Origin of the sequence: Qipengyuania flava (assembly GCF_019448255.1) — a bacterium.
GTDB lineage: Bacteria > Pseudomonadota > Alphaproteobacteria > Sphingomonadales > Sphingomonadaceae > Qipengyuania > Qipengyuania flava_A.
Window position 1 is genome coordinate 1582819 of sequence record NZ_CP080410.1, and the last position, 22944, is coordinate 1605762.

The window sequence follows — 22944 nt, forward strand, 5'->3', positions numbered from 1 at the left end:
GGTATCTTTCAAGCTATGCGCGGAAGCTGGGTACCCGGCCATCCGAACCCATGTCCGGGATGATCCGATAGTGCGCGAGGATCAGGCTGAAGAGCCCGAAGGCCAGCATACCGATTGCGACCAGCGTGAAGATCGCACCTTCCCCGGCAAGGCTCGCGACCGCATCGCCGAGCGTCTTGATCTGCTGCGCACCGCCCGACATGAAACCGGCCTTGAAAAGCGACCATCCGATCACGAGGAACACCACGGCGCGGGCCACATAACCAGCGCCGCCAAGTAGCCGCGTCTGCGAAGGTGCCGCGCCGCTGATGCGGTTCATGAAGCTGCCTGTGAGACCCTTCTTCGCCTGGAAGACGGCGGTGATGAAGAAGGCAATGCCGAGCAGACCCAGCAGGGTACCGCCGAACTCCATGGAGAGCACGCCGGAAGCGGCTTCCTGCGCACCCCCTCCGCTGTCGCTGCCCGAAGTCGCGAACTTGTAAGCCGAATAGGCGAGGGCGAGGTGCCCAATGGCGCTGCCCGCATGGCCGATGCGCTTGGCCCAGCCGGTCTTGTCGCTGCCGTGGTTCTCGATATCAAAGGCCGTGGAGGCGAAACGGAACAGCGCGTAGCCGAAGAGGCCGAGGACCATCAGCCAAAGGATGGCCGTGCCGAGCGGGAAGTCCTTGATGGCCTGGAATATGCCGTTCGTACCTTCGCTGATCTTGCCCGCACTCGTTAGCGCGATCAGGCCAAGAACCGAGTAAAGGATGGCGCGGCTGAAGAAGCCGATCCGGACCAGAGTGCTGAACTTTTCGGATTTATCGACCACGCTGTACTCCCCGTTGGATGTTGATCTGCCAACGGAAATAGCGGCTCGATGTTCCGGGACTGCGAAGGCCTTTAGGGCTTCAGTGCGGCCGACACATCAGCGAGCGAGGCGTCCGAGCGCTCGGCCTGAGGTACTCCGATCAGATGGCGCAACAGGGGCGCGATCGCCGTATTCTGGAAGCTCTCGATCCGGGCACCGCTACGGAACGCCGGGCCGTTGGCAATGAACAGTGCGGCCATTTCGGGGGCGAAGGGATCGTAACCGTGGTTGCCGCCGCTCCAGGTGGCGCGCGACGCACGAGCGGAGATCGTCCATCCCGTCTCGGGCAAGCAGAAATAGGGCGGGATGCGCTGGTGCGTGCCATACTGGAAGCGGGCCGGGATATCGGACTTCCGCCAGCATTCCATGTTGGCATGGTCGCGCAGGATTGCGGCCTCGAACGCTTCCAAATTGCCCTCGGTCGGCTCGAACGTGGCGTAGGCGCCGCCCTCTACGAGGCGATAGAGCGAAGGATCGACGATGTCGGCGAGCACGATCATCTTGTCCGAGCCCGTGGGTGCCATGCCGTGGTCCGACACGATGACGAGATTGGCGGGCTGACCCAGCTCCTCGAGACCCGCAACCAGATTTGCCATGTGCGTGTCGATATCGCGCAGGGCTGCATCCACCTCTTCGCTCACCGGGCCGCCGCCATGGCCGGCGCTGTCGACCGTATCGAAATAGAGCGTCACGAATTCGGGCCGGATATCGGCCGGGCGCCGCAACCAGTCGAGCACCGAGTTGACCCGCTGGGTGTTCGAGACCTGCATGCTGAAGGCCTGCCAGTCGCTCGCCATGATCCCGTCGGTGACAGGGCCGTAGCGCACAGCCGTGCCGCCCCAGGGCACCGCAGATCCTGGCCAGAACATGGCCGCGCTGCGAATGCCGGCTTCCTCGGCTTCGACCCAGACGGGTTTCGCCTCGTTCCACCAGTAGGGATCGACCGTCTGCATGGTGAAGGGCTCTTCGGGCTTGCCCTGGTCCTCCATGCGGTTGGCAGTGATGCCGTGGTGGTCGGGCACGAGGCCGGTCACCAGCGTCCAGTGGTTGGGAAAAGTCTTGGTCGGGAAAGAGGGGCGCATGGCCGCCGTTGCACCCTCCGCGGCAAGCCGCGACAGGGTCGGCGTCAGGCCCCGCGCGAGGTAGTCGGGATGAAAGCCGTCGATGGAGACGAGGATCGTAACCGGAGCGCGTTCGGCAATCGCGGGCGCGGTTGCCATCGGTGCCTGGCCATTGGTTGAGCAGGCGCCGAGCAGCGCCGACAGGCCAAGTGCAAGGGCAGCAGCGATCCGGTTCATCGGGCTAGTCCTCAGACGTTGAACTTGAACAGCATGACATCGCCGTCCTGGACGAGGTATTCCTTGCCCTCCTGGCGCAGCTTGCCCGCTTCGCGCGCACCGCTTTCGCCGCCGAGCGCGATGTAGTCATCGTAGGCAATTGTTTCAGCGCGAATAAAGCCACGCTCGAAATCGGTATGGATCTCGCCCGCCGCCTGCGGAGCCTTGGCGCCGGTGGGGAAGGTCCAGGCGCGCGATTCCTTGGGGCCGGCGGTGAAGAAGGTTTGCAGGCCCAGAAGCTTGTAGCCTGCCTTGATCACGCGGCTGAGACCCGATTCTTCGAGACCCAGCTCGGCCAGGAATTCGGTCCGGTCTTCGGGCGGCATGGCAATCAGTTCGCTCTCGATGGCGGCAGAGACCACCACGGCCTCGGCGCCTTCCGCTGCTGCCTTGGCGAACACCTGCTCCGACAGCGCGTTGCCGCTCGCGGCGTCTTCTTCCGCAACGTTGCAGACGTAGAGCACGGGCTTGGCAGTCAGAAGATGCGCCTGGCGGAAGATGCGCGCTTCTTCCTCGTCCTTGGGCTCGGTCAGGCGGGCAGGCTTGCCGTCCTTGAGCAGCTCGAGCGCCTGGCCGAGAACGCTGGCCATCAGCTTGGCCTCCTTGTCGCCGCCGGTGGCGCGCTTCTGCGCGGCGGGCACGCGCTTCTCGAGACTTTCGAGGTCGGAGAGCAGCAGTTCGGTCTCGACCACTTCGGCATCGGCCAGCGGGTCCACCTTGTTGGCGACGTGCTGGATGTCGTGGTCCTCGAAACAGCGCAGGACGTGGACGATCGCGTCCACCTCGCGGATGTTGCCGAGGAACTGGTTGCCCAGCCCTTCGCCCTGGCTCGCACCCTTCACGAGGCCAGCAATGTCGACGAAGGCAAGCTGCGTCGGGATGATCTTGGCCGAACCGGCGATGGCGGCAATCTTGTCGAGCCGCGCATCGGGTACGGCGACCTGGCCGACGTTCGGCTCGATCGTGCAGAACGGATAGTTCGCAGCCTGTGCAGCCTGCGTTTCGGTCAAAGCGTTGAACAGGGTGGACTTGCCGACATTCGGCAGGCCGACGATCCCGCAGCGGAAACCCATCAGAAACTCCGGAAAATGTGTGTGGCGCGCGCCTTAGCCGCGCCGCACACGAAAGGCCAGAGTGTCAGACGTTGTGCACGGCCTTGATCAACGGTCCGTACCCGCTCTCGCCCAGCCATGCGACCTGGGTCTCGGCGCAGACCGTGTTGATGGCGGTCTGCGGAATGCGTCCGCCGCTCACCGGCAAGCGTACCGGCCGCGTACCAGCGGGCATGGCGAGAACCTTGGCGACGGCGCGCGGGATATCCATCGGATCGGCGCTGCGTCCCGACCCGTCTTCCGTACCCATGCGCGCAACGACCTGCGGATAGCCGGCAAGGTGGATGTCGGAAGAACGGTCTTTCAGTTCCTGCGAATAGCGGTTGCGGTTGACCCACACCTTCGTCGGATAGCCGCCCGGTTCGATGATGGTGACGCCGATATTGTGCGGGACGAGTTCATAGGCGAGCTGCTCGAACATGGCCTCGACCGCGAATTTGGTCGCCGAGTAATGGCCAGAGAACGGCACCATCACGCGGCCGAGCTGGCTCGAAATCGCGAAGATATGCCCCTGCTTGCGCGCCCGCATTCCGGGCAGCACCGCGCGGCTGAGCCGGTGATACCCAAGCACGTTCGTGTCGAAGGCAAGCTTGGTTGCCTCCATGTCCTGCACTTCGACCGGGCCGGTGATCCCGATCCCTGCATTGTTGACCAGCACGTCGATCCCGCCACCGGCAAGGCGTTCGGCTTCGGCAACGCCGCCGGCGACCTGCGCATCGTCGGTCACGTCTATCTCGATCACGTGAAGGTCGAGATTCTCTGCCTCAGCCAACGCTCGCAGTTCCTCCGCTTCCGGACGCGGGAGGTTGCGCATGGTGGCGAAAACCTTGGCGCCCTTGCGCGCCATGTCCTCGGCCATCAGACGTCCGAAACCGCTGGAACTGCCCGTGATGAGGACAGACTTGCCGGTAAGGTCCAGCTCTGCGGCGACCATATCACCCTGCGCAAAGGTTGCAGTGGCAGCCAGCGCTCCGGTGGCAGCGGCACCGGCAAGCAGGGTACGACGAGTTACTTCGGGCATTGGGGGGTCTCCTCTCACGAAGGATCATGCCGTGTGCCTGCCCGCTTTACCAGAGCGGAAGGCGGTTGCTCCTGAACCACCATGCTGTAGGCTCGCGCGCAAACAAAGGGTCCGGGTCGCGATACGAATCGCCAATTGGGGGGTCCCTGTTACATGTCGACGATTGTGCTGAGCGAGCCGGAAGAGCTTGCCAAAGAGCCGAACTCGAAGAAGGAACAGCGCAAGCACGCTGAGTCGCTGGCGAGCCTGATGCAGCCCGCCGTGGGCGTGTTTTCTCCCGACACCACTGTTGCCGAAGCAACCGAAATGCTGCGCCAGCAAGTGCGTACGGCGTTTATCACCTATCTTTACATTGTGGACGATCAGGACAGGTTGCTTGGCCTGGTGGTCATGCGCGAGATGCTCCTAGCAACGCCGGACACACGGCTTGCGGACATCATGATCGTCGACCCCTTTGCCCTGAAGCGCGACATGTCGCTGAGCGGGGCCCTGAAAGCGGCGCTGCACAAGCATTTTCCGGTCTATCCGATCGTGGATGACGAGCAGCGCCTCGTCGGTCTCGTGCGCGGCCCGGAACTCTTCGCAAACCGGGCGATCGAGCTTTCGGCGCAGGCCGGGGAGATGGTCGGTGTCGAGAAGGAAGAACGCCTCTTCACCCCGCTTTCGACCAGCCTGAAGCTGCGGCATCCATGGCTTCAGGTGAACCTCCTCACGGCTTTCGTGGCAGCGGCCGTCGTCGGAATTTTCGAAGACACGTTGAGCCGTCTCGTCATTCTCGCCGTGTTCCTGCCGGTCATGGCCGGGCAGACCGGGAACACGGGATGCCAGGCCCTTGCGGTCGCGCTGAGGGGCATGACGCTCGGCGAAGTAAAGGCGGACAGCGCAGGGCACCTAGTCCGCAAGGAAGGCATGCTCGGCTTTGCCAACGGCCTTCTGGTCGGCTTGACCGCGGGTGCAGGCATGTACGCCTACGCACTGCTGCAAGGACAGCCCGACCCGATCTGGTTCGGCGTCGTCGTTCTGATCTCGATGGTCGTAGCGTGCACGCTCAGCGGCATTGCCGGGGCGCTCATACCGCTCACGCTCAAGCGCTTTGGCGCGGATCCGGCGACTGCCTCCAGCATCTTCCTCACCACGATGAGCGATGTCGCCAGCATGGGTGTTTTCCTGGGGCTTGCGACCCTGATGCTATAGGTTGCCGCGCAGGCAAGCGCAGCGCATTGGGAAAGGCATCTACCCCTGCATGCGCAGGGCGTAGTCGCTCATGAAACGGGCGTCGTCACCCTTGGCGAGCCATTCTGCCTCGGCCGAAATTGCTCCCAGCATGGCGGCAAGACCGTCCATCTCGGACTTCGCGTAATTGCCGAGCACATGGCCATGCACGCGGTCTTTCGAACCGGGATGGCCAATGCCGATCCGCACCCGGCGGAAATCGGGCCCGAGATGCTGGTTGATCGAGCGCAGGCCATTGTGCCCGGCCAACCCGCCGCCCATGCGCACCTTCACCTTGAAAGGGGCGAGGTCGAGCTCGTCATGGAAGACGGTCAGCGCTTCGGGTTCGAGCTTGTAAAAGCGCAGGGCTTCACCCGCTGCGCGGCCGCTTTCGTTCATGAAGGTTGCGGGCTTCAGCAGCAGGATTTTCTGCGTACCGATCCGGCCTTCCTGTACCCAGCCCGAGAACTTCTTCTGGACCGGACCGAAGCCGTGCATGTCGGCGATGACATCCATCGCCATGAAGCCGACATTATGCCGGTTCAGCGCGTATTTGGGTCCGGGATTTCCAAGGCCTGTCCAGATCTGCATGGCGTCCCTCTAGCGATGGCCGACACAAAAGCAAAACGCCGGCCCCGTGAGGGACCGGCGTCTACTTTGGTCAAGCGAAGACGGGCGATTACTCGCTCTTGTCTTCCTGTTCCTGTGCGGCGTCTTCGTCGGCACCCTGTTCGGTTGCCGGGACATCGCCAGCGTCGACATCGTCGCCCTCGGTGGTGGTGTCGCCTTCGCTCTTCTTGAGAGCCGACGGAGCAACCAGCGTGGCGATCGTGAAGTCGCGGTCGGTGATCGCGCTTTCGCTACCTTCGGGCAGCTGCACTTCGCTGATGTGGATCGAATCGCCGACTTCCTTGCCGGTGACGTCGATTTCGATTTCGCCCGGGATCTTGTCGTTGTCGCAAACCAGGTCGAGTTCGTGACGGACCACGTTCAGAACGCCGCCCTTCTTGAGACCCGGCGAAGCTTCTTCGTTGGTGAAGACGACCGGAACCTGGACTTCGATCTTGCCACCCTTGGCAAGGCGGAAGAAGTCGACGTGCTCGGGACGGTCGGTGACGGGGTGGAGTGCAACGTCCTTCGGAAGCGTCTTCACCTTCTTGCCACCGAGCTCGATCTCGACGATCGAGTTCATGAAGTGGCCGGTGCCGAGCTGGCGAACCAGTTCCTTGGCTTCGACGTGGATCAGGGTGGGTTCTTCCTTACCGCCATAGATAACGGCGGGGACACGGCCTTCGCGGCGAAGTTGACGGGAGGCTCCCTTGCCAGCCCGTTCGCGCGCTTCGGCCGGCAGGGTCAGAGCGTCGCTCATTGCACATACCTTTCGAATGCATTTTGAATATTCGGTCTCACCACGCCTCCAGGGATGACCATGGTGCCGAAGGGCGCGCGCATAGCAGGCGCGGCGGGAAAGGCAAGCGTTAAGCGCGGGCGCGCCGCCACCTATTCGATACGGCGGATGGCGTATCCACGCGCTTCGAGCTTGGCGGGCAGACCTTCGTCGCCGAGCAGGTGACCGGCGCCCACCGCGATCAACGGCCGGTCCTGCGCCGACAAGAGGTTTTCGACCTGGGCGGCCCAATCGGAATTGCGCCGCGTGAGGAGCGCTTCCTCGAGTTCCGGATCGGCAAGGATGCCGCGCCGGGTCAGCTGCGACAGGCGATCGGTGTCCCCTTCGAGCCAGGCCTGGGCGAGGGTCCCGATCTCGCCTTCATAATCGCGCGATTCCTCGAGCACCGCGTTCAGCAGGTCCCGCTGCTCGGCCTCGGGCAGGCTGTCGAAAATCGCCAACTGGCCCCGCGCGCCTTCCAGCTCCACCACCTCGCGCTTGTCGAACTCGGCCAGCAGGGCCCGGTCGGCGCCATTTTCCGACTTCGCCGATTGGGCAACTTGCGCAAGAGCGAGGGCCGCGGCCCAGCTTTCCATTGGATCGAAATAAGTGCGGCGGACCTTGGCCTTGACCAGCAGCGCTTCGAACTCGCTGCGCAGGTTCGGATCGATCCGGTCGACAATGGGGCCGGCCGGGCGGTCGAACGCCATCTGTTCGAACAGGCGGGACAGCTCGGCCCCGTCTTCGAGATTGGCGACCTCGACGACGAGCATGTCGGCTTCCCCAAGCACGGTGTCGAGTTGGGGCGAGCGCCATTTGGTGTCGTCGGGAAGCGCGTGGATCGTGCCGAACATCCAGCCTTCGACCGCGCCATTACCATCGGAGATTTCCCAAAGAGCCGGGTAGGGCCCTTCCGGCTTGGCGGTGTCGGGTTGCTGGCTGCACGAGGCAAGCAGCAGCGCAAGCGACGCGCAAAGGGCAGGTAGGAAACGCCGGGACATAGGATCTGCTTGCCGTGTTTCGCGCGCGAGGCAAGCCGGGATTTCCCCGGTGCCCAGCGTGGGACAATTACTGGACGCGGGTTACGGCAAGCCCGCGCGCCTCGAGGAAGTCCTGCACGCTCTGCTCACCTGCCAGATGGCCAGCACCCACGGCCAGGAAAACCGTGCCCGGATTATCGAGGCGATTGTCGATCCATTCGGCCCAGTTGGCATTGCGATCATAGAGGAGGGCGCTGGCGAGCTGTGAATCGGTCAGCCCCTTGTTCATCAGGGCCGCGAGGGCATCGGCATCGCCTTCGAGCCATTCGGCAACCATCGCGTCCATGGTTGGGCGGATATCGTCGAGATGGTCGGCGGACACCATCAGGAAGGCGATCTGCGATTCCTGCGGCAGTCCATCGAACATGTCGATCTGCCATTCGAGGGTTTCGAGGGCGCCGCGCGCAATGCTGGGCGGGGCCAGCGCCTCCAGCTTCTTCTCCACGCCGCTCTCAGCTTCGTACCCAGCGCGCATCAGCGGAAGGATCGCCATGGTCATACCGGCGAACCATGGTTCAAACCGGTCGAAGGAGGCGGGCGGCATGCCGAGCTGGGTCAGCGCCATCTCGTAGCTCGTCCGGTCGGGCTCGCTGAGCAATCCGCGGAGGGACTGACCGGCAGGCAGGACGGCCTTGGCCATCACCATCTGCTGCAAGGCAGGGTCGCTCGACGCACTGCTCGGAATCTCGGTGACAAGTTCCTGCGAGGACGCCAGCGCATCGGCTATAGTTCCCGTGTACCAGTCGACATCCTTGGGCAGGGCATGGACAGTGCCGAAAAGGTAGACCGTCGTATCCTCGTCTGCGACCTTCCACAGGCCCGGGCCGACAAGCGTTGGGGCGGCTTCGGCCACTGCGACCGCAGGGCGAACCGGTGCCGAAACGCTCTCGGCTGCGGGACTTGACGAACACCCCTGCAAGGACAGCGCCAGCGCTGCGCCGAGCGCGAGTGTCTGCGGATAGGTGAGGCGTGTCATGGCGATGCGACTCCGGTTTGTCTTTGGCGTCGATAGCGACCCTCGGGCCGCCATGCAAAGCCGCCGCGAACCGTCCCAATCCCGGCCTTGCTGCGCTGCGGCATTGACCGGTGAAACATCGTGCGCCATTGCCCCGCGCCATGGACCGTAATCCGCGCAAATCGTTTCAAGACATGATCCTCGCGCTCCACGACTTCTGGAGCGCGCACGGATGCCTCATCCTGCAGCCTTACGACATGCGTATGGGCGCAGGCACCTTCCACACGGCGACCACGCTGCGCGCGCTGGGTCCCGAGCCGTGGAACGCCGCTTTCGTGCAGCCCTGCCGCCGCCCGACGGACGGCCGTTATGGCGAGAACCCCAATCGGCTGCAGCACTATTACCAGTACCAGGTGATCCTGAAGCCGAGCCCGCCCGATATCCAGGACCTCTACCTGAAAAGTCTCGAGGTGATCGGCATCGATCCGCTGAAGCACGACATCCGTTTCGTCGAGGATGACTGGGAAAGCCCGACGCTGGGCGCATGGGGCCTTGGCTGGGAAGTGTGGTGCGACGGGATGGAAGTGACCCAGTTCACATACTTCCAGCAGATGGGCGGCTTCGACTGCAAGCCGGTCGCGGGCGAGCTGACCTACGGGCTCGAGCGCCTCGCCATGTACATCCAGGGCGTCGACAACGTCTACGATCTCGACTTCAACGGGCAGGGCGTCACCTATGGCGACGTCTTCCTCGAGAACGAGAAGCAGATGTCGAAGTGGAACTTCGAGGTCGCGGAAACCGATGCGCTGTTCGACCTGTTCAACAAGGCCGAGGCCGAGTGCAAGAACGCGCTCGCCAATGAAGTGCCGATCGCCGCGTATGAACAGGCGGTGGAGGCCAGCCACATCTTCAACCTGCTGCAGGCGCGCGGCGTGATCAGCGTGCAGGAACGCGCCAGCTACATGGGCCGCGTCCGCGATCTCGCGCGCGGGGCTTGCGAAGCGCATATGGAAAAGGAAGCGCCCGTGTGGGCCGAGAAATATCCGGAGTGGTCGAAATGAGCGACTTCCTCCTCGAACTGCGCAGCGAAGAAATCCCCGCCCGGATGCAGGCGGGCGCCCGCGCCGAACTCGAAAAGCTGTTCCGCCGCGAGATGGACGCGGCCGGTGTTACGACGGGCGAGATCATGGTCTGGTCGACCCCGCGCCGCCTTGCGCTGATTGCGCGCGGGCTGCCGGAAGCTACCGAGGCTGTCAGCGAAGAGGCCAAGGGTCCGCCCGAGGGCGCACCGGACCAGGCGATCGACGGGTTCTGCCGCAAGAATGGCGTGACCCGCGACCAGCTCGAAGTGCGCGACGTTAAGGGCCGTCCAACCTACTTCGCCGTGAAGAACATCCCGGGCCGGGCGACGAAGGACCTGCTTGCCGAGGCCATTCCGGCGATCATCCGCGAATTCAGCTGGCCCAAGTCGATGCGCTGGGGCGGAGCTTCGATCAGCACCGAAAGCTTGCGCTGGGTACGCCCGCTGTCGGGCATCGTCTCGCTGCTGGGCGACGAGGTCGTCGAATGCGAAGTGCATGGCGTCACTTCGGGCGCTGTGACCCTGGGACACCGCTTCCACCACTCGGGCGACATCACCATCGGCAACGCCGACGATTACGCGATGAAGCTACGCGCCGGTCACGTCATCGTCGACCATGAGGAGCGCCAAGACTTGATCCGCTCGGGCGCTGCCAAGGTCGCGAGCGAAGCCGGTCTCAAGCTGGTCGAAGACGAAGGTCTCGTCATCGAGAACGCCGGCCTCACCGAATGGCCCGTCCCGCTGCTCGGCCGTTTCGAGGAAGATTTCCTCGAGGTCCCGCCCGAGACAATCCAGCTCACCGCACGCGTCAACCAGAAGTACTTCGTCTGCGAAGACGACAAAGGCGAACTCGCCAACGCTTTCATCTGCACTGCCAATATCGAGGCGGAAGACGGCGGCGCGCGCGTGGTTGACGGCAACCGCAAGGTCCTTGCCGCCCGCCTGTCCGACGCGCGGTTCTTTTGGGATGTCGACCGCAAGAAGACCCTCGCCGAGCACGCCAAGGGGCTCGAACGCATCACCTTCCACGAAAAGCTGGGCACGGTCGCTGACAAGGTCGACCGTGTGGCCAAGCTGGCTGATTGGCTCGTGTTCGATGCCAAGGCTCCCAATGGGGACCACAAGCTTGCACGCCAAGCGGCCGAACTCTCCAAAGCCGATCTCGTCACCGAGATGGTCGGCGAATTCCCCGAATTGCAGGGCCTCATGGGTGGCTATTACGCGAAGGCGGAAGGCTTGCCGGTCGAAGTGTCCGAAGCGATCCGTGACCATTACAAGCCCGTGGGCGCCAGCGACGAGGTTCCGACCGCGCCAACCACGGTTGCCGTCAGTCTCGCGGACAAGCTCGACAACCTGCTGAGCTTCTTCAAGATCGACATCCTACCGACCGGTTCGAAGGATCCCTTCGCGCTCCGCCGTGCAGCGCTTGGTTACCTGCGCCTGGTGCAGGCGAACAATCTCAAGCTGTCGCTCGACACCGTTATCCATGCCTGGGACGGACGTCCGAACGCGGGTCTCGCTGAGAAGCTCGCCGACTTCCTTCTCGACCGTCTTGCCGTTCAGTTGCGCGATGAGGGCGTGCGCCACGATTTCATTCAGGCTTCGCGCAGCTGGGAAGGCCGCCCCGACATGCGCGTCGATCGCGTGGAAGCGCGGGCGAGGGCACTGGCTGCCTTCCTCGGGTCCGAAGATGGCGCCAACCTTCTCGCTGGCTACAAGCGTGCAGCCAACATCCTAAAGAAGGAAGACTGGCACGGCATTGAGGGTGAGATCGCCCGCACGGGCGAGGAAGACCCGCTGGCGCTGGTCGACGATCCCGACATGAAGGCGGTGATCGATGCCAAGATGGCTGAGCGCCATGCGAAGCTCACCTACGAACCCGAGCCGGCCGAGAAGGCGCTGATGGACGCGCTGGCTCAGTCGCAGCCCGCCGCGGCCAAGGCGATTGCCGGGGAAGATTTCGGCGCAGCCATGGCGGCACTTGCTGCCCTGCGCGCACCGATCGACCGTTTCTTCGATGAAGTGACGGTAAACGCTCAAGAAGAAAACAAGCGGGCGCATCGCCTCGATCTGCTTGCAGCCTTTCGTGCTGCAGTGCACAATGTTGCAGATTTCAGCCGGATCGAGGGCTAACCCATTTCGCGCAGGCACCCCGGACGCCCGCGCCCAAGAGCTTAGGAATTTCCTGCATGAGCAACGACACGGTCTTCATTTTCGGCGGAGACGCTGCGCATTCGAATGCACGCCAGAAGGACAAGACAGTCACCGGCGGCAAGGGCGCAAACCTCGCCGAAATGGCCAGCATCGGCCTGCCGGTACCTCCCGGTTTCACCATCGCGACCGAAGAATGCCTCAAGTACCTCGCTGGCGGATCGGATTTCGAACCGTCCCTGCGCGAGGCGGTGGCTGCGGCCCTGACCCATGTCGAGAAGACGGTCGGCAAGGGCTTCGGTGACGCCGCCGACCCGCTGCTCGTCTCGGTCCGTTCGGGTGCGGCGATCTCCATGCCGGGCATGATGGACACGGTTCTCAACCTTGGCCTTAACGATGAGACCGTCGAGGGGCTCGCCAAGACCTCGGGCGATGAACGCTTCGCCTGGGACAGCTACCGCCGCTTCGTGCAGATGTACGGAGACGTGGTGCTCGGCGTCGATCACGGCCTCTTCGAAGAAGCGCTCGAAATCGCCAAGGAAGACAACGGCTATTACGCCGACACCGAACTCTCGGCCGAGGAATGGAAAGCGCTAGTCGCCGAGTACAAGGCGATCGTCGAGCAGGAAATCGGCAAGCCGTTCCCGCAGGATCCGGTCGAACAGCTCTGGGGCGCGATCAGCGCCGTCTTCGACAGCTGGGATACCGAACGCGCAAAGGTATACCGCCGCCTCAACGACATCCCGCATGACATGGGCACGGCGGTGAACGTGCAGGCCATGGTGTTCGGGAACATGGGCGACACCAGCGCCACCGGCGTTGCCTTCACCCGCAACCCCTCGACCGGCGAGAAAGCCTATTACGGCGAATGGCTGGTCAACGCGCAGGGCGAGGACGTGGTCGCGGGGATCCGCACGCCGCAGTACCTGACCAAGGCCGCGCGCGAAGAAGCGGGCGCCGACAAGCCGAGCATGGAAGAAGCCATGCCCGAAGCCTTCAAGGAACTGGCGCATCTCTTCGACCTGCTCGAACGGCACTACAACGATATGCAGGACATCGAGTTCACCGTGCAGCAGGGCAAGCTCTGGCTGCTCCAGACCCGCAGCGGCAAGCGGACGGCCAAGGCCGCGCTCAAGCTCGCGGTCGATATGGTCGGCGAAGGACTGATCGACGAGAAGACCGCGATCCTGCGCGTCGACCCGATGGCCCTGGACCAGCTGCTTCACCCGACGCTCGATCCCGAGGCGCCGCGCGATGTGCTGACCACGGGCCTGCCTGCCTCGCCCGGCGCGGCGAGCGGCAAGATCGTGCTCGATGCCGACACCGCCGAGCTGTGGGCGAACCGCGGCGAGAAGGTGATCCTCGTCCGCGTGGAGACATCGCCCGAGGACATTCACGGCATGCACGCGGCGACCGGTATCCTGACCGCGCGCGGCGGTATGACCAGCCACGCCGCCGTTGTGGCGCGCGGCATGGGCCGTCCGTGTGTGTCCGGCGCATCGCAAGTGGCAATTGCCCGCGAAGGCCGCGCGCTGACCATCGGCAATCGCGAGCTCAAGGAAGGTGACGTCATCACCATCGATGGAGCCAATGGCCAGGTCATGGCCGGCGAAGTGGCGACCATCGAACCGGAACTGGCGGGCGACTTCGGCACGCTCATGGAATGGGCCGACAAGCACCGCCGCATGCGCGTTCGCACCAACGCGGAAACCGAGACAGAATGCCGCATGGCGCGCCAGTTCGGCGCAGAAGGCATCGGCCTGTGTCGTACGGAGCACATGTTCTTCGATGCATCGCGAATCAGCGCCGTGCGCGAGATGATCCTCGCCGATAGCGAGAAGGGCCGCCGCGCTGCGCTCGACAAGCTGCTGCCAGAACAGCGCAGCGATTTCGTGACCATCTTCGAAGTCATGGCCGGCCTGCCGTGCACCATCCGCCTGCTCGACCCGCCGCTGCACGAGTTCCTGCCGCATGGCGATGCCGAGTTCGAGGACCTCGCCGAGGCTACCGGTGTCGATATCGACAAGCTTCGTCGCCGCGCCGGCGAGCTGCACGAGTTCAACCCTATGCTGGGCCATCGCGGCTGCCGCCTGGGGATTACCTATCCCGAAATCTACGAAATGCAGGCGCGCGCGATCTTCGAGGCGGCCTGCCAGGTCGCCAAGGACAGCGGTGAAGCGCCGGTGCCGGAGATCATGATCCCGCTCGTCGCCACGCGCCGCGAGCTGGAGCTCCTAAAGGCAGTCGTCGACCGCGTGGCGCAGGAGGTCTTCGCGGCCACCGGCAAGAGCGTCGACTACCTCGTTGGCACCATGATCGAACTGCCGCGCGCCGCGCTGATGGCGGGAGAGATCGCCGAGGTGGGCGAGTTCTTCAGCTTCGGCACCAACGACCTCACCCAGACCACACTCGGGGTGAGCCGCGATGACGCGGGCCGCTTCCTGACGACCTATGTCGACAAGGGCATCTTCGCCCGCGATCCGTTCGTCAGCCTCGATGTCGACGGCGTGGGTCAGCTTGTGGAGCTTGCAGCCGAACGCGGGCGTGCGACGCGCGGGGACATCAAGCTGGGTATCTGCGGCGAACACGGCGGGGATCCGGCGAGCATCGCCTTCTGCGAAGAGACCGGCCTCGATTACGTCAGCGCATCACCCTACCGGGTGCCGATTGCCAGGCTTGCCGCAGCGCAGGCAAATCTTCGCTAGTCTTTCCAACCGGTAAGGGTCAGGATCTCGAAGGTTTCGAGAACCCGGCCCTTATCGTTTGCCCCCTCGAGGAAGGCGGCTTCGGCGCGTGCTTTGGCGGCCTTGCCGAGGGCAGGGGGCGTGGTCGCAAGAGCGCTCGTTAGGCCCTGGTCACGCAGGTCGGCCACCAGACGGTCGAGCGATCCGTAGGATACCGACAGGCTGCGCCCGTCGACTACCTGGCGTTTGAACAGCGCGCGTTGCAACAGCGCAGAAGCCGCTTGGTTGTCGACCAGCGGATGCATACGCGGCGCGGGGCGATCGGGCTCTGCAGCTAGCATGGCCTTGCGCAAGTTGGGCAGGCTTCCGGCCCCGAGAAAGCTGGCGATCATCATGCCATCCTCGGCTAGCGCGTTGCGCATATGCAGCAGCGCACCGGGCAGGTCGTTGACCCGATCGACTGAGGAGAGGCTCGCCACGAGGTCGAACGGGCCTTCGCCAATCGGCTGCTCTTCATCGAGCGAGGCGACATCGTGTTCGACCACTTCCGATCCGGCCCCGCGTAGCGACAAGGCGAGGGTGCCGGTCCAGTCCCCGATGACCAGCACGCGGGCCGGGGCCAGACGAATGAATTCCAGCCGGTCGAGCACGTCTTCGACCATGTCGTCGAGGATATAGCGCGCCGCGTCGCGCTGCGACTGACGCACGCGGGCGCGGCGCAGGCCGGCAATGCGGCGCGAGCGAGAAAAGATGCGGGGCGGGGCGGTGGTGGCCATCAGCCCGACCCCTGCCGCGCTTGCAACCGGTGCGCAAGACGCGCAGCATGGGAAGGTGTCGACAAGCCGCCTGATCAGTCGCAGCATCGCGCCCGTGCTCGATTTCATCTACCCGCCGCGCTGCCCGGCCTGCGGGGAAGGGGTGGGCGAACATGGTGGACTATGTACCGCCTGCTGGGATGATCTGGTCATTCCTTCAGAACCTTGTTGCAGCGCCTGCCAGCGACCTTTCGGTGCGCGCGGACCTGGCGCAGGCGCAGTGTGTGGACCCTGCCTTGCGTCTCCTCCGAAACACGATGGGATCGCGGCGGGTACGCTCTATACCGACACTGCCCGCAAGCTGGTCCTGGCCTTCAAGCATGGACGCCGGATCGCGCTAGCCCCCATGCTGGCGCGCCTGATCGCCGCGCGACTACCGGAAAGCCAAGGCGATCCATACGTCCTCGTGCCCGTCCCTTTGCACCGCAATCGTCTCTGGCAGCGGGGCTATAATCAGGCGGGGCTATTGGCGCAGGAACTGGCCCGGCTCGGGCACGGATCGGTGTGCGTCGATGGCCTCGTGCGGACAAGGGCCACGCCGTCGCTCGGCGGGTTGGGCAGGAAGGCCCGAACCCGGGCGTTGTCAGGGGCAATCGCCGTAAAGGCCAGCAGGCTGCCGTGCATCCAGGGCAGGTCCGTCGTGCTGGTCGATGACGTGCTCACGAGCGGCGCAACCAGCACAGCCTGCGTCGCCGCCCTGAAGCGCAGCGGCGCGGCCTCTGTGCGGATTGCGTGCTTCTCACGGGTGCTCGACGAGGCGCTCGACACCTAGCGTCAAACGAAACGCCCGGGACCTTGCGATCCCGGGCGCCACGTGACGAATTATACCGGACCTGCCTTGCGGCCTGAGTGTAGCCCCCCAGCATACACTCTCGGTCCATCCCTCATCGTTTTCGGATGCGCCGCGCAAACCCTCGATCGCGGCTGCGGATCCGTTGACCCCCTGAACCTGGCGCTCTGCTGGCACCGATGCTCCGGTGGGCAGGCCTTGTGAACCTGCGAGGCCATTTGTTCCCGAAACCATCGAGTCATCAAACCTACATCTGCATTAATGTCCGATTTTGGCTCGACTTTGTGGTTATCGTGCAACAAGCATGTCGCATCGATACAATTGGAAGGCTTATCCGTGACGACGAAAACCGAACGCGAGGCAGGAACGCGCTTCATGCCAAAGTTCGATGACAAGGGCTTGTTGAGCGCTGTGGTGGTGAATCACGCGACGCGCGCAGTCCTGATGGTGGCCTTCATGGACGCCGAAGCACTTGAGGCCACCCGCGCAACCGGAGTGGCACATTTCCATTCGCGATCGCGGGGCAAGCTGTGGAAGAAGGGCGAGACCTCGGGGCACATTCTGAAGGTAGAAGAGATGCTGGTGGACTGCGACCAGGACGCGCTGGTCCTTTCTTGTACGCCTGCAGGGCCCACCTGTCACACGGGTGCGGAAAGCTGTTTCTATCGTGTCCTGGAGGACGATGCTCTCCAACCCGTCAAGACTTGACGCTTACGTAAACGTTGGGTTATGGGAAGGGCATGACACAGCCGCTTCCCAACGATCTTTCCGCTCAACAAGGCGATCGCCGCCATGCAGGCGCCCATATCGAGCGGCCTGACGAGCTCGGCCGCGAGCAGTATTCGATTTCCGACCTGACCAGCGAATTCGGCTGCACGGCCCGCGCCCTCCGCTTCTACGAGGACGAAGGCCTGATCGCGCCCTCGCGCATTGGCCTGACCCGCATCTATTCCAAGCGCGACCGCGCTCGTCTGGCGTGGATCATGCGCGCCAAGAACGTCGGCTTCTCGCTCACCGAAATCCGCGAAATGATCGACCTCTACGATCTTGGAGATGGACGCGTCGAACAGCGCCGCGTCACGGTCGAGAAGTGCGAAGCGCATGTCGCCAAGCTGAAAGAACAGCGGGACGACATCGACAGCTCGATCAAGGAGCTGAGCGAATTCATCGAGCAGATCAAAACGCTCGATCTCGACTGATTAGCCTCCCCGGCGAGACCCGTCTCAATACTAATACCCAAGGACACGCAGATGCCCATCTACTCCGCACCTACCCGTGATACGCGCTTTATCATCAACGAGATGCTCGACCTTTCGAATTACGGCAATCTGCCGGGTTTCGAGATGGCGTCTCCCGACGTCACCGACGCGGTGGTGAACGAAGGCGGCAAGTTCTGCGCCGAGGTGCTCGCGCCGCTCAACCTGTCGGGCGACCAGGAAGGCTGCACCCGTCACGAAGACGGTTCGGTGACCACGCCGAAGGGTTTCAAGGAAGCGTTTGACCAGTTCCGCGAAGCGGGCTGGGGCACGCTGGCGCATCCGGAGGAATTCGGCGGGCAGGGCATGCCGCATGTGCTGGGCTTCGTGATGGAAGAATACATCTCCAGCGCGAACCAGGCGTTCGGCATGTATCCGGGCCTCACCAACGGCGCGATCTCCGCGCTGATCGCCAAGGGCAGCCACGAACAGAAGGAGATGTATCTCCCGAAGATGGTGAGCGGCGAATGGACCGGCACCATGAACCTGACCGAACCGCATTGCGGCACCGACCTCGGCATGATCCGCACCAAGGCCGAACCGCAGGCGGACGGCAGCTATTCGATCACCGGCACCAAGATCTTCATCTCGGCTGGCGAGCACGACATGAGCGAGAACATCATTCACCTCGTTCTCGCCAAGACGCCTGGTGCGCCCGATAGCACCAAGGGCATTTCGCTCTTCGTGGTGCCGAAGTTCCTCGTCAACGATGATGGCACTCCGGGTGAGCGCAACGGCGTGATGTGCGGCTCGATCGAGCACAAGATGGGCATCCACGCGAACTCGACCTGCGTTCTCAACTATGACGGCGCGACGGGCTGGATGGTTGGCGAAGAGAACAAGGGTCTCGCCGCCATGTTCATCATGATGAACGCCGCGCGTCTCGGCGTCGGCATCCAGGGCCTGAGCCAAGCCGAAGTCGCTTACCAGAACGCCGTTGCCTATGCGCTCGACCGTCGCCAGGGCCGCGCGCTGACTGGTCCGGCAGAGCCCGAAGCGCAGGCCGACCCGATCTTCGTCCACCCCGACGTGCGCCGCATGCTAATGGACGCCAAGGCCTTCACCGAAGGCATGCGCGCCCTGTGCCTGTGGGGCGCCCTCCAGGTCGACCTCACGCACAAGGCCCAGACCGAAGAAGAACGCGCCGAAGCGGATGCGATGATTGGCCTGCTGACCCCGGTCATCAAGGGCTATGGCACCGACAAGGGCTATGAAGTTGCCACCAACATGCAGCAGGTCTTCGGCGGCCACGGCTACATCGAGGAATGGGGCATGAGCCAGTTCGTGCGCGATGCGCGTATCGCCCAGATCTACGAAGGCACCAATGGCGTGCAGGCGATGGACCTGTGCGGCCGCAAGCTCGCCAGCAAGGGCGGCGCGGCGATCCAGGCCTTCTTCAAGGCAGTCGGCGAAGACATCGCGGCGGCCAAGGGCGACGAGCAGCTGGGCGGGATGGCCGAACAGCTCGAAAAGGCTCTCGGCCAGCAGCAGGCCGCGACCATGTGGTTCATGAACAACGCGATGCAGAACCCCAACCACCTCGGCGCGGGCGCGCATCACTACATGCACATCATGGGCATCGTGACGCTGGGCTGGATGTGGCTGCGCATGGCCAAGGTCGCTCAGGCGGCTCTGGCTGACGGCACCGACGACACCGCGTTCTACGAAGGCAAGCTTGCCACCGCGCGCTACTACATGGACCGCTTCCTGCCCGACGCCGGCGCGCTGCGCCGCAAGCTCGAAGCCGGCAGCGAGAGCCTGATGGCGCTTGGCGAAGACGCCTTCGCAACCGCCGCGTAAGCGTTTGATCTCGAACAAGGGAAAGGCCCGGGCTTCAGCTCGGGCCTTTTCGTTTCAGCCGAGCACTTCGTCGAAGAGGGAATGCATGGCCGCCCAGCTCTGGCGATCGGCGCTGGCGTCGTAGGCGGGATTGGCACTGCCATCGAGCATGCGCGGGTTGGTAAAGCCGTGTTCGACCCCGGCGTAGCTGTGGAGGTGCCAATCAGCTTTCACCGCGTCCATCTCGGACCAGAAACCGGTCACCTGCTCGCGAGGGACAAGCGAATCTGCGTCGCCATGACACACGAGGATTCGCGGGATAATCGGCTTGTTGGCGGGCAGGGCGGTCTCAAGCAGCCCGTGGAAGCTGACCACGGCGGCCAGATCCTCTCCGTCGCGGGCCATTTCGAGCACAGCCATCCCGCCCAGGCAGAAGCCGATGGCCAGCTGTGGGGCATCGGGTTCGCGGCTTCGCAGCAAGTCCAGCGTCGCGCGAAGCCTCTGGCGCATTGCAGGCGGATCGCTGCGCAAGGCAGCCATGGCCGCAAAGGCCTCATCGAAATTGGACGGGGCATCGGGGCCATAGAAATCCCCGATCAAAACGGAATATCCCGCCTCGACCAATCGCTCGGCCTTGACCTCAACCCCGGGCGTCGAGTTCATGAAGGTCGGGTAGATCGCGATCGCCGCGCGGGGCTTTCCGTCAGGGCGCGCGGCCAAGGCGGTCAGCTCGACCGCCTCGTCGCTGTATTCGACCTTCTCGAACTCCATCATTCGGGCAGGAAGTCCGGCACCGAGAGATAGCGCTCGCCCGTGTCATAATTGAAGCCGAGCACGCGGCTTCCTGCGGGCAGTTCGGCCAGCTTCTTCTTGATGGCGGCAAGGGTGGCACCGCTTGAAATGCCGACCAGCAAACCTTCCTTCACCGCGCATTGGCGGGCCATTTCCTTCGCGTCCGCCGCGTCGACCTGGATCGCGCCTTCGATGGCGTCCGTGTGGAGGTTGCCGGGAATGAAACCCGCCCCAATGCCCTGGATCGGGTGCGGGCCGGGCTGGCCACCGCTGATGACGGGCGAAAGCTCGGGCTCAACACCCCAGGCCTTCATCTCGGGCCAGGTTTCCTTGAGCACTTCCGCGCAGCCGGTCAGGTGCCCGCCGGTGCCGACGCCGGTAATCAGCGCATCGATCGGCGTATCTGCGAAGTCTGCGAGGATTTCCTGCGCCGTAGTGCGCGCGTGAACCTTCCAGTTGCTTTCGTTGTCGAACTGGCTCGGCATCCAGGCGCCTTCGGTCTTCTCGACCAGTTCCTGCGCGCGCTCGATCGCGCCCTTCATGCCCTTTTCCTTGGGCGTAAGATCGAAGGTCGCGCCATAGGCCAGCATCAGGCGGCGGCGCTCCACGCTCATGCTTTCGGGCATGACCAGGATCAGCTTGTAGCCCTTGACCGCAGCGGTCATCGCAAGGCCGATACCGGTGTTGCCACTGGTCGGCTCGATGATCGTGCCACCTTCCTTGAGCTTGCCCGCCTTTTCCGCATCCTCGATCATGGCGAGGCCGATGCGGTCCTTGATCGAACCGCCGGGATTGGCGCGCTCGTTCTTCACCCAGACCTCGTGGTCGGGGAAGAGGCGCGAGAGGCGGATGTGCGGGGTGCCGCCAATGGTGGCGAGGACGGAGTCGGCTTTCATGGCATCTGCTCCTTCAATTTTTCTTCCGGGGGAGTGTCTAGCAATTCGGGTGGAGGGTCAAAGGTCCGCGTGTTTCGTAGCACGGGGAATATTCGAGACCAGAGCGCGACGGTCACGATCGCTCCCGCTCCGCCGCCAACCACGGCCAGCACGGGGCCGACGAGATAGGCAAGGCTGCCGGAGAAGAAATCGCCGAACTCGTTCGAGGCGCTGATGGTCAGAAGGCTGACCGAAGATACACGGCCGCGCTTGTCGTCGGGCGTATGCAGCTGGATCAGCGACTGGCGGATATAAACACTGAACATGTCGGCTGCGCCAACGATGAACAGCATGGCGAGGCTCAAGGGCATGCTCTCGGAAAGACCGAAGACAACCGTCGCGAGCCCGAAAATGGCGACGGCCCAGAGCATCTTGGGACCCACATTGGTCTTCAGCGGACGGAAGCTGAACCACAATGCTGTGAGGGCCGCACCGACGGCAGGCGCCATGGCTAGCTGCGCAAGACCCGTCTCGCCGACCTCGAGAATATCGCGCGCATAGACCGGGAACAGCGCGGTCGCGCCCGCGAGAAAGACGGCGAAGAGATCGAGGGTTATCGCACCCAGGACCATCTTGTTGCGCACCACATAGCGCAGGCCTTCGACCATCTGGTGGATCGGCCGCTTGTTCGCCTCGCGCGCGGGCTGCGGAACCTTGCCGATGAAGCCCAGAGCGAGAAGCGAGACCGCGAACAGTCCGCACGCCACCATATAGGGCAGGGCAGGCAGGATTGCGTAAGTGTAGCCGCCGATTGCCGGGCCCACGATCATGCCCACCTGCCAGGCGATGCTCGACAGGGCGATGGCGTTGGGCAGGATAGCCTTGGGCACGAGGTTCGGCGCAAGCGCCGACAGCGCCGGCCCGTTGAAGGCCCTCACGATGCCGAGAACAATCGCGACACCGAACAGGGCGGGGAGCGAAAGCGCCTCGTTCCAGGTCAGGAAGGCAAGCGCCCCAGCACAGCCCAGTTGGGCCAGCACCGTCATCCGGGCGATGTTGCGCCGGTCGAACTGATCGGCTGCCCAGCCGGAGAAGGGTGTTAGCAGGAAGAGTGGGACAAACTGCAGGAGGCCGATCAGCGCGAGCTGCCCCGAAGCTCCGGCCACGCTCATCCCGCCATCGCGTGCGATATTATACGTCTGCCACCCGATGATCAGCATCATCGCGTATTGCGCCAGCGTCATCGACAGGCGGCTCACCCAATAGGCGCGGAAGTTCGCGATCCGCAGCGGGGAGCTATCGGGAGAAGGCGCAGTCGTTTCGCTCACGCCGGACGCATGGCAGGCCCGCCTTCGGTTGTGAAGACGGGCCTGCTTTTTGTTCTAGTAGAAGCTGTTGCGGACTAGCGCAGCTTGCGAAGACGCGGGTTCGGCTGAAGCGTGTCGATCAGCGAGAGGAAGTCGTCCACGCGGATGATGCGCTCGAACTGGAAACCGGCGCGGTTGTCGCGAGTCCAGATGGCGTAGGCTTCGATTCGGCCTACGATCGGCAGGCGAACGATCACGCGGTCGCCGCGATTGATGCCATCCGCATTGTCGACCATGAAGCCGTTTGCGGAAATGTTGGCGATGTGAAGGCGCACGTCACCCTTGCCGAAATGCTCGGCGATTACAGGATGATCGACCGGGTGGCGCGCCATGCGCCGCTGGTCGGTTACGCTGAGTTGTGCTCCTGCACCCATCGGCTGGCGATCCCTCTTAGTTAAAACAATCAAGCAGCCTTATGCGCTTAAAAGGCTGCTAATTGG

The 22944-nt window shown here is 63.8% G+C and carries 21 protein-coding genes and 1 pseudogene; 9 read left to right on the forward strand and 13 right to left on the reverse strand.

Annotated elements, in window-relative coordinates; all coding sequences use genetic code 11:
• Positions 1-13 precede the first annotated feature (13 nt).
• The 4 genes from KUV82_RS07840 to KUV82_RS07855 all read right to left on the reverse strand — a co-directional run bounded on the left by KUV82_RS07840 (position 14) and on the right by KUV82_RS07855 (position 4320).
• Positions 14-811: a DUF1206 domain-containing protein gene (locus tag KUV82_RS07840; protein ID WP_219953749.1), complete on the reverse strand. Its 798-nt coding sequence runs from the start codon at positions 809-811 to the stop codon at positions 14-16.
• Positions 812-882: 71 nt separating this feature from the next.
• Entirely contained in the window at positions 883-2148 is a 1266-nt protein-coding gene (locus KUV82_RS07845) for an alkaline phosphatase family protein (RefSeq protein ID WP_219953750.1), read from the reverse strand.
• Positions 2149-2159: 11 nt separating this feature from the next.
• Positions 2160-3260 carry a redox-regulated ATPase YchF gene (gene ychF, locus KUV82_RS07850; protein WP_219953751.1) on the reverse strand — a complete coding sequence of 367 codons (1101 nt, stop codon included), beginning with the start codon at positions 3258-3260 and terminating at the stop codon, positions 2160-2162.
• Between the two features lie 64 nt (positions 3261-3324).
• Complete coding sequence (locus KUV82_RS07855) at positions 3325-4320, reverse strand: SDR family oxidoreductase (protein WP_219953752.1); 996 nt, start codon at positions 4318-4320, stop codon at positions 3325-3327.
• A 153-nt stretch (positions 4321-4473) separates the two neighbouring features.
• On the opposite strand from KUV82_RS07855, the gene KUV82_RS07860 reads away from it, so the two are divergent.
• Positions 4474-5514: a magnesium transporter gene (locus tag KUV82_RS07860; RefSeq protein WP_219953753.1), complete on the forward strand. Its 1041-nt coding sequence runs from the start codon at positions 4474-4476 to the stop codon at positions 5512-5514.
• A 39-nt stretch (positions 5515-5553) separates the two neighbouring features.
• Here the strand turns inward: KUV82_RS07860 and pth are convergent, their stop codons facing one another.
• The 4 genes from pth to KUV82_RS07880 all read right to left on the reverse strand — a co-directional run bounded on the left by pth (position 5554) and on the right by KUV82_RS07880 (position 8935).
• The gene (pth, locus tag KUV82_RS07865) at positions 5554-6123 is read right to left on the reverse strand and encodes an aminoacyl-tRNA hydrolase (RefSeq protein WP_219953754.1); all 570 of its coding nucleotides are present in this window, start codon (positions 6121-6123) and stop codon (positions 5554-5556) included.
• An 88-nt stretch (positions 6124-6211) separates the two neighbouring features.
• A complete protein-coding gene (locus KUV82_RS07870; RefSeq protein ID WP_219953755.1) occupies positions 6212-6901 on the reverse strand; it encodes a 50S ribosomal protein L25/general stress protein Ctc in 690 nt (229 codons plus the stop codon).
• Positions 6902-7032: 131 nt separating this feature from the next.
• A complete protein-coding gene (locus KUV82_RS07875) occupies positions 7033-7920 on the reverse strand; it encodes a TraB/GumN family protein (protein ID WP_219953756.1) in 888 nt (295 codons plus the stop codon).
• 67 nt (positions 7921-7987) lie between these two features.
• Entirely contained in the window at positions 7988-8935 is a 948-nt protein-coding gene (locus KUV82_RS07880; RefSeq protein ID WP_219953757.1) for a TraB/GumN family protein, read from the reverse strand.
• Positions 8936-9075: 140 nt separating this feature from the next.
• Between KUV82_RS07880 and KUV82_RS07885 the strand changes: the two genes are divergently transcribed.
• The 3 genes from KUV82_RS07885 to ppdK are packed head-to-tail and all read left to right on the forward strand — an operon-like array spanning position 9076 to position 14851.
• Complete coding sequence (locus KUV82_RS07885) at positions 9076-9975, forward strand: glycine--tRNA ligase subunit alpha (protein ID WP_219953758.1); 900 nt, start codon at positions 9076-9078, stop codon at positions 9973-9975.
• Positions 9972-12128, forward strand: a complete 2157-nt coding sequence (glyS, locus tag KUV82_RS07890) for a glycine--tRNA ligase subunit beta (RefSeq protein ID WP_219953759.1) — start codon at positions 9972-9974, stop codon at positions 12126-12128. Before KUV82_RS07885 ends, glyS begins: the two co-directional genes overlap by 4 nt.
• A gap of 56 nt (positions 12129-12184) precedes the next feature.
• A complete protein-coding gene (gene ppdK / locus KUV82_RS07895) occupies positions 12185-14851 on the forward strand; it encodes a pyruvate, phosphate dikinase (RefSeq protein ID WP_219953760.1) in 2667 nt (888 codons plus the stop codon).
• On the opposite strand, the gene KUV82_RS07900 is transcribed toward ppdK, so the two are convergent.
• On the reverse strand, positions 14848-15606 hold the full coding sequence (locus KUV82_RS07900; RefSeq protein ID WP_219953761.1) for a class I SAM-dependent methyltransferase: 759 nt from the start codon (positions 15604-15606) through the stop codon (positions 14848-14850). The two genes, ppdK and KUV82_RS07900, sit on opposite strands and share 4 nt — an antisense overlap.
• On the opposite strand from KUV82_RS07900, the pseudogene KUV82_RS14265 reads away from it, so the two are divergent.
• The 5 genes and pseudogenes from KUV82_RS14265 to KUV82_RS07920 all read left to right on the forward strand — a co-directional run.
• Positions 15581-15823 (forward strand): annotated as a pseudogene (locus tag KUV82_RS14265) (double zinc ribbon domain-containing protein); the annotation flags it as partial. The gene KUV82_RS07900 and the pseudogene KUV82_RS14265 sit on opposite strands and share 26 nt — an antisense overlap.
• Positions 15824-15991: 168 nt before the next feature.
• The gene (locus tag KUV82_RS14270) at positions 15992-16417 is read left to right on the forward strand and encodes a ComF family protein (RefSeq protein WP_309148101.1); all 426 of its coding nucleotides are present in this window, start codon (positions 15992-15994) and stop codon (positions 16415-16417) included.
• Between the two features lie 393 nt (positions 16418-16810).
• A complete protein-coding gene (gene hisI / locus KUV82_RS07910) occupies positions 16811-17143 on the forward strand; it encodes a phosphoribosyl-AMP cyclohydrolase (protein ID WP_258319893.1) in 333 nt (110 codons plus the stop codon).
• A gap of 32 nt (positions 17144-17175) precedes the next feature.
• Entirely contained in the window at positions 17176-17634 is a 459-nt protein-coding gene (locus KUV82_RS07915) for a MerR family transcriptional regulator (protein WP_219953764.1), read from the forward strand.
• Between the two features lie 51 nt (positions 17635-17685).
• The gene (locus tag KUV82_RS07920; protein ID WP_219953765.1) at positions 17686-19491 is read left to right on the forward strand and encodes an acyl-CoA dehydrogenase C-terminal domain-containing protein; all 1806 of its coding nucleotides are present in this window, start codon (positions 17686-17688) and stop codon (positions 19489-19491) included.
• 54 nt (positions 19492-19545) lie between these two features.
• Here the strand turns inward: KUV82_RS07920 and KUV82_RS07925 are convergent, their stop codons facing one another.
• The 4 genes from KUV82_RS07925 to KUV82_RS07940 form a co-directional block, all read right to left on the reverse strand.
• Positions 19546-20244, reverse strand: a complete 699-nt coding sequence (locus KUV82_RS07925; RefSeq protein ID WP_219953766.1) for a dienelactone hydrolase family protein — start codon at positions 20242-20244, stop codon at positions 19546-19548.
• Entirely contained in the window at positions 20241-21158 is a 918-nt protein-coding gene (gene cysK, locus KUV82_RS07930) for a cysteine synthase A (protein WP_219953767.1), read from the reverse strand. The genes KUV82_RS07925 and cysK overlap by 4 nt, the downstream gene beginning before the upstream one ends.
• Positions 21155-22381: an MFS transporter gene (locus KUV82_RS07935; RefSeq protein ID WP_258319894.1), complete on the reverse strand. Its 1227-nt coding sequence runs from the start codon at positions 22379-22381 to the stop codon at positions 21155-21157. Before KUV82_RS07935 ends, cysK begins: the two co-directional genes overlap by 4 nt.
• A gap of 158 nt (positions 22382-22539) precedes the next feature.
• Positions 22540-22878 (reverse strand): PilZ domain-containing protein, encoded by a 339-nt coding sequence (locus tag KUV82_RS07940; RefSeq protein ID WP_219953769.1) that lies wholly within the window; start codon positions 22876-22878, stop codon positions 22540-22542.
• Between the last annotated feature and the right edge of the window lie 66 nt (positions 22879-22944).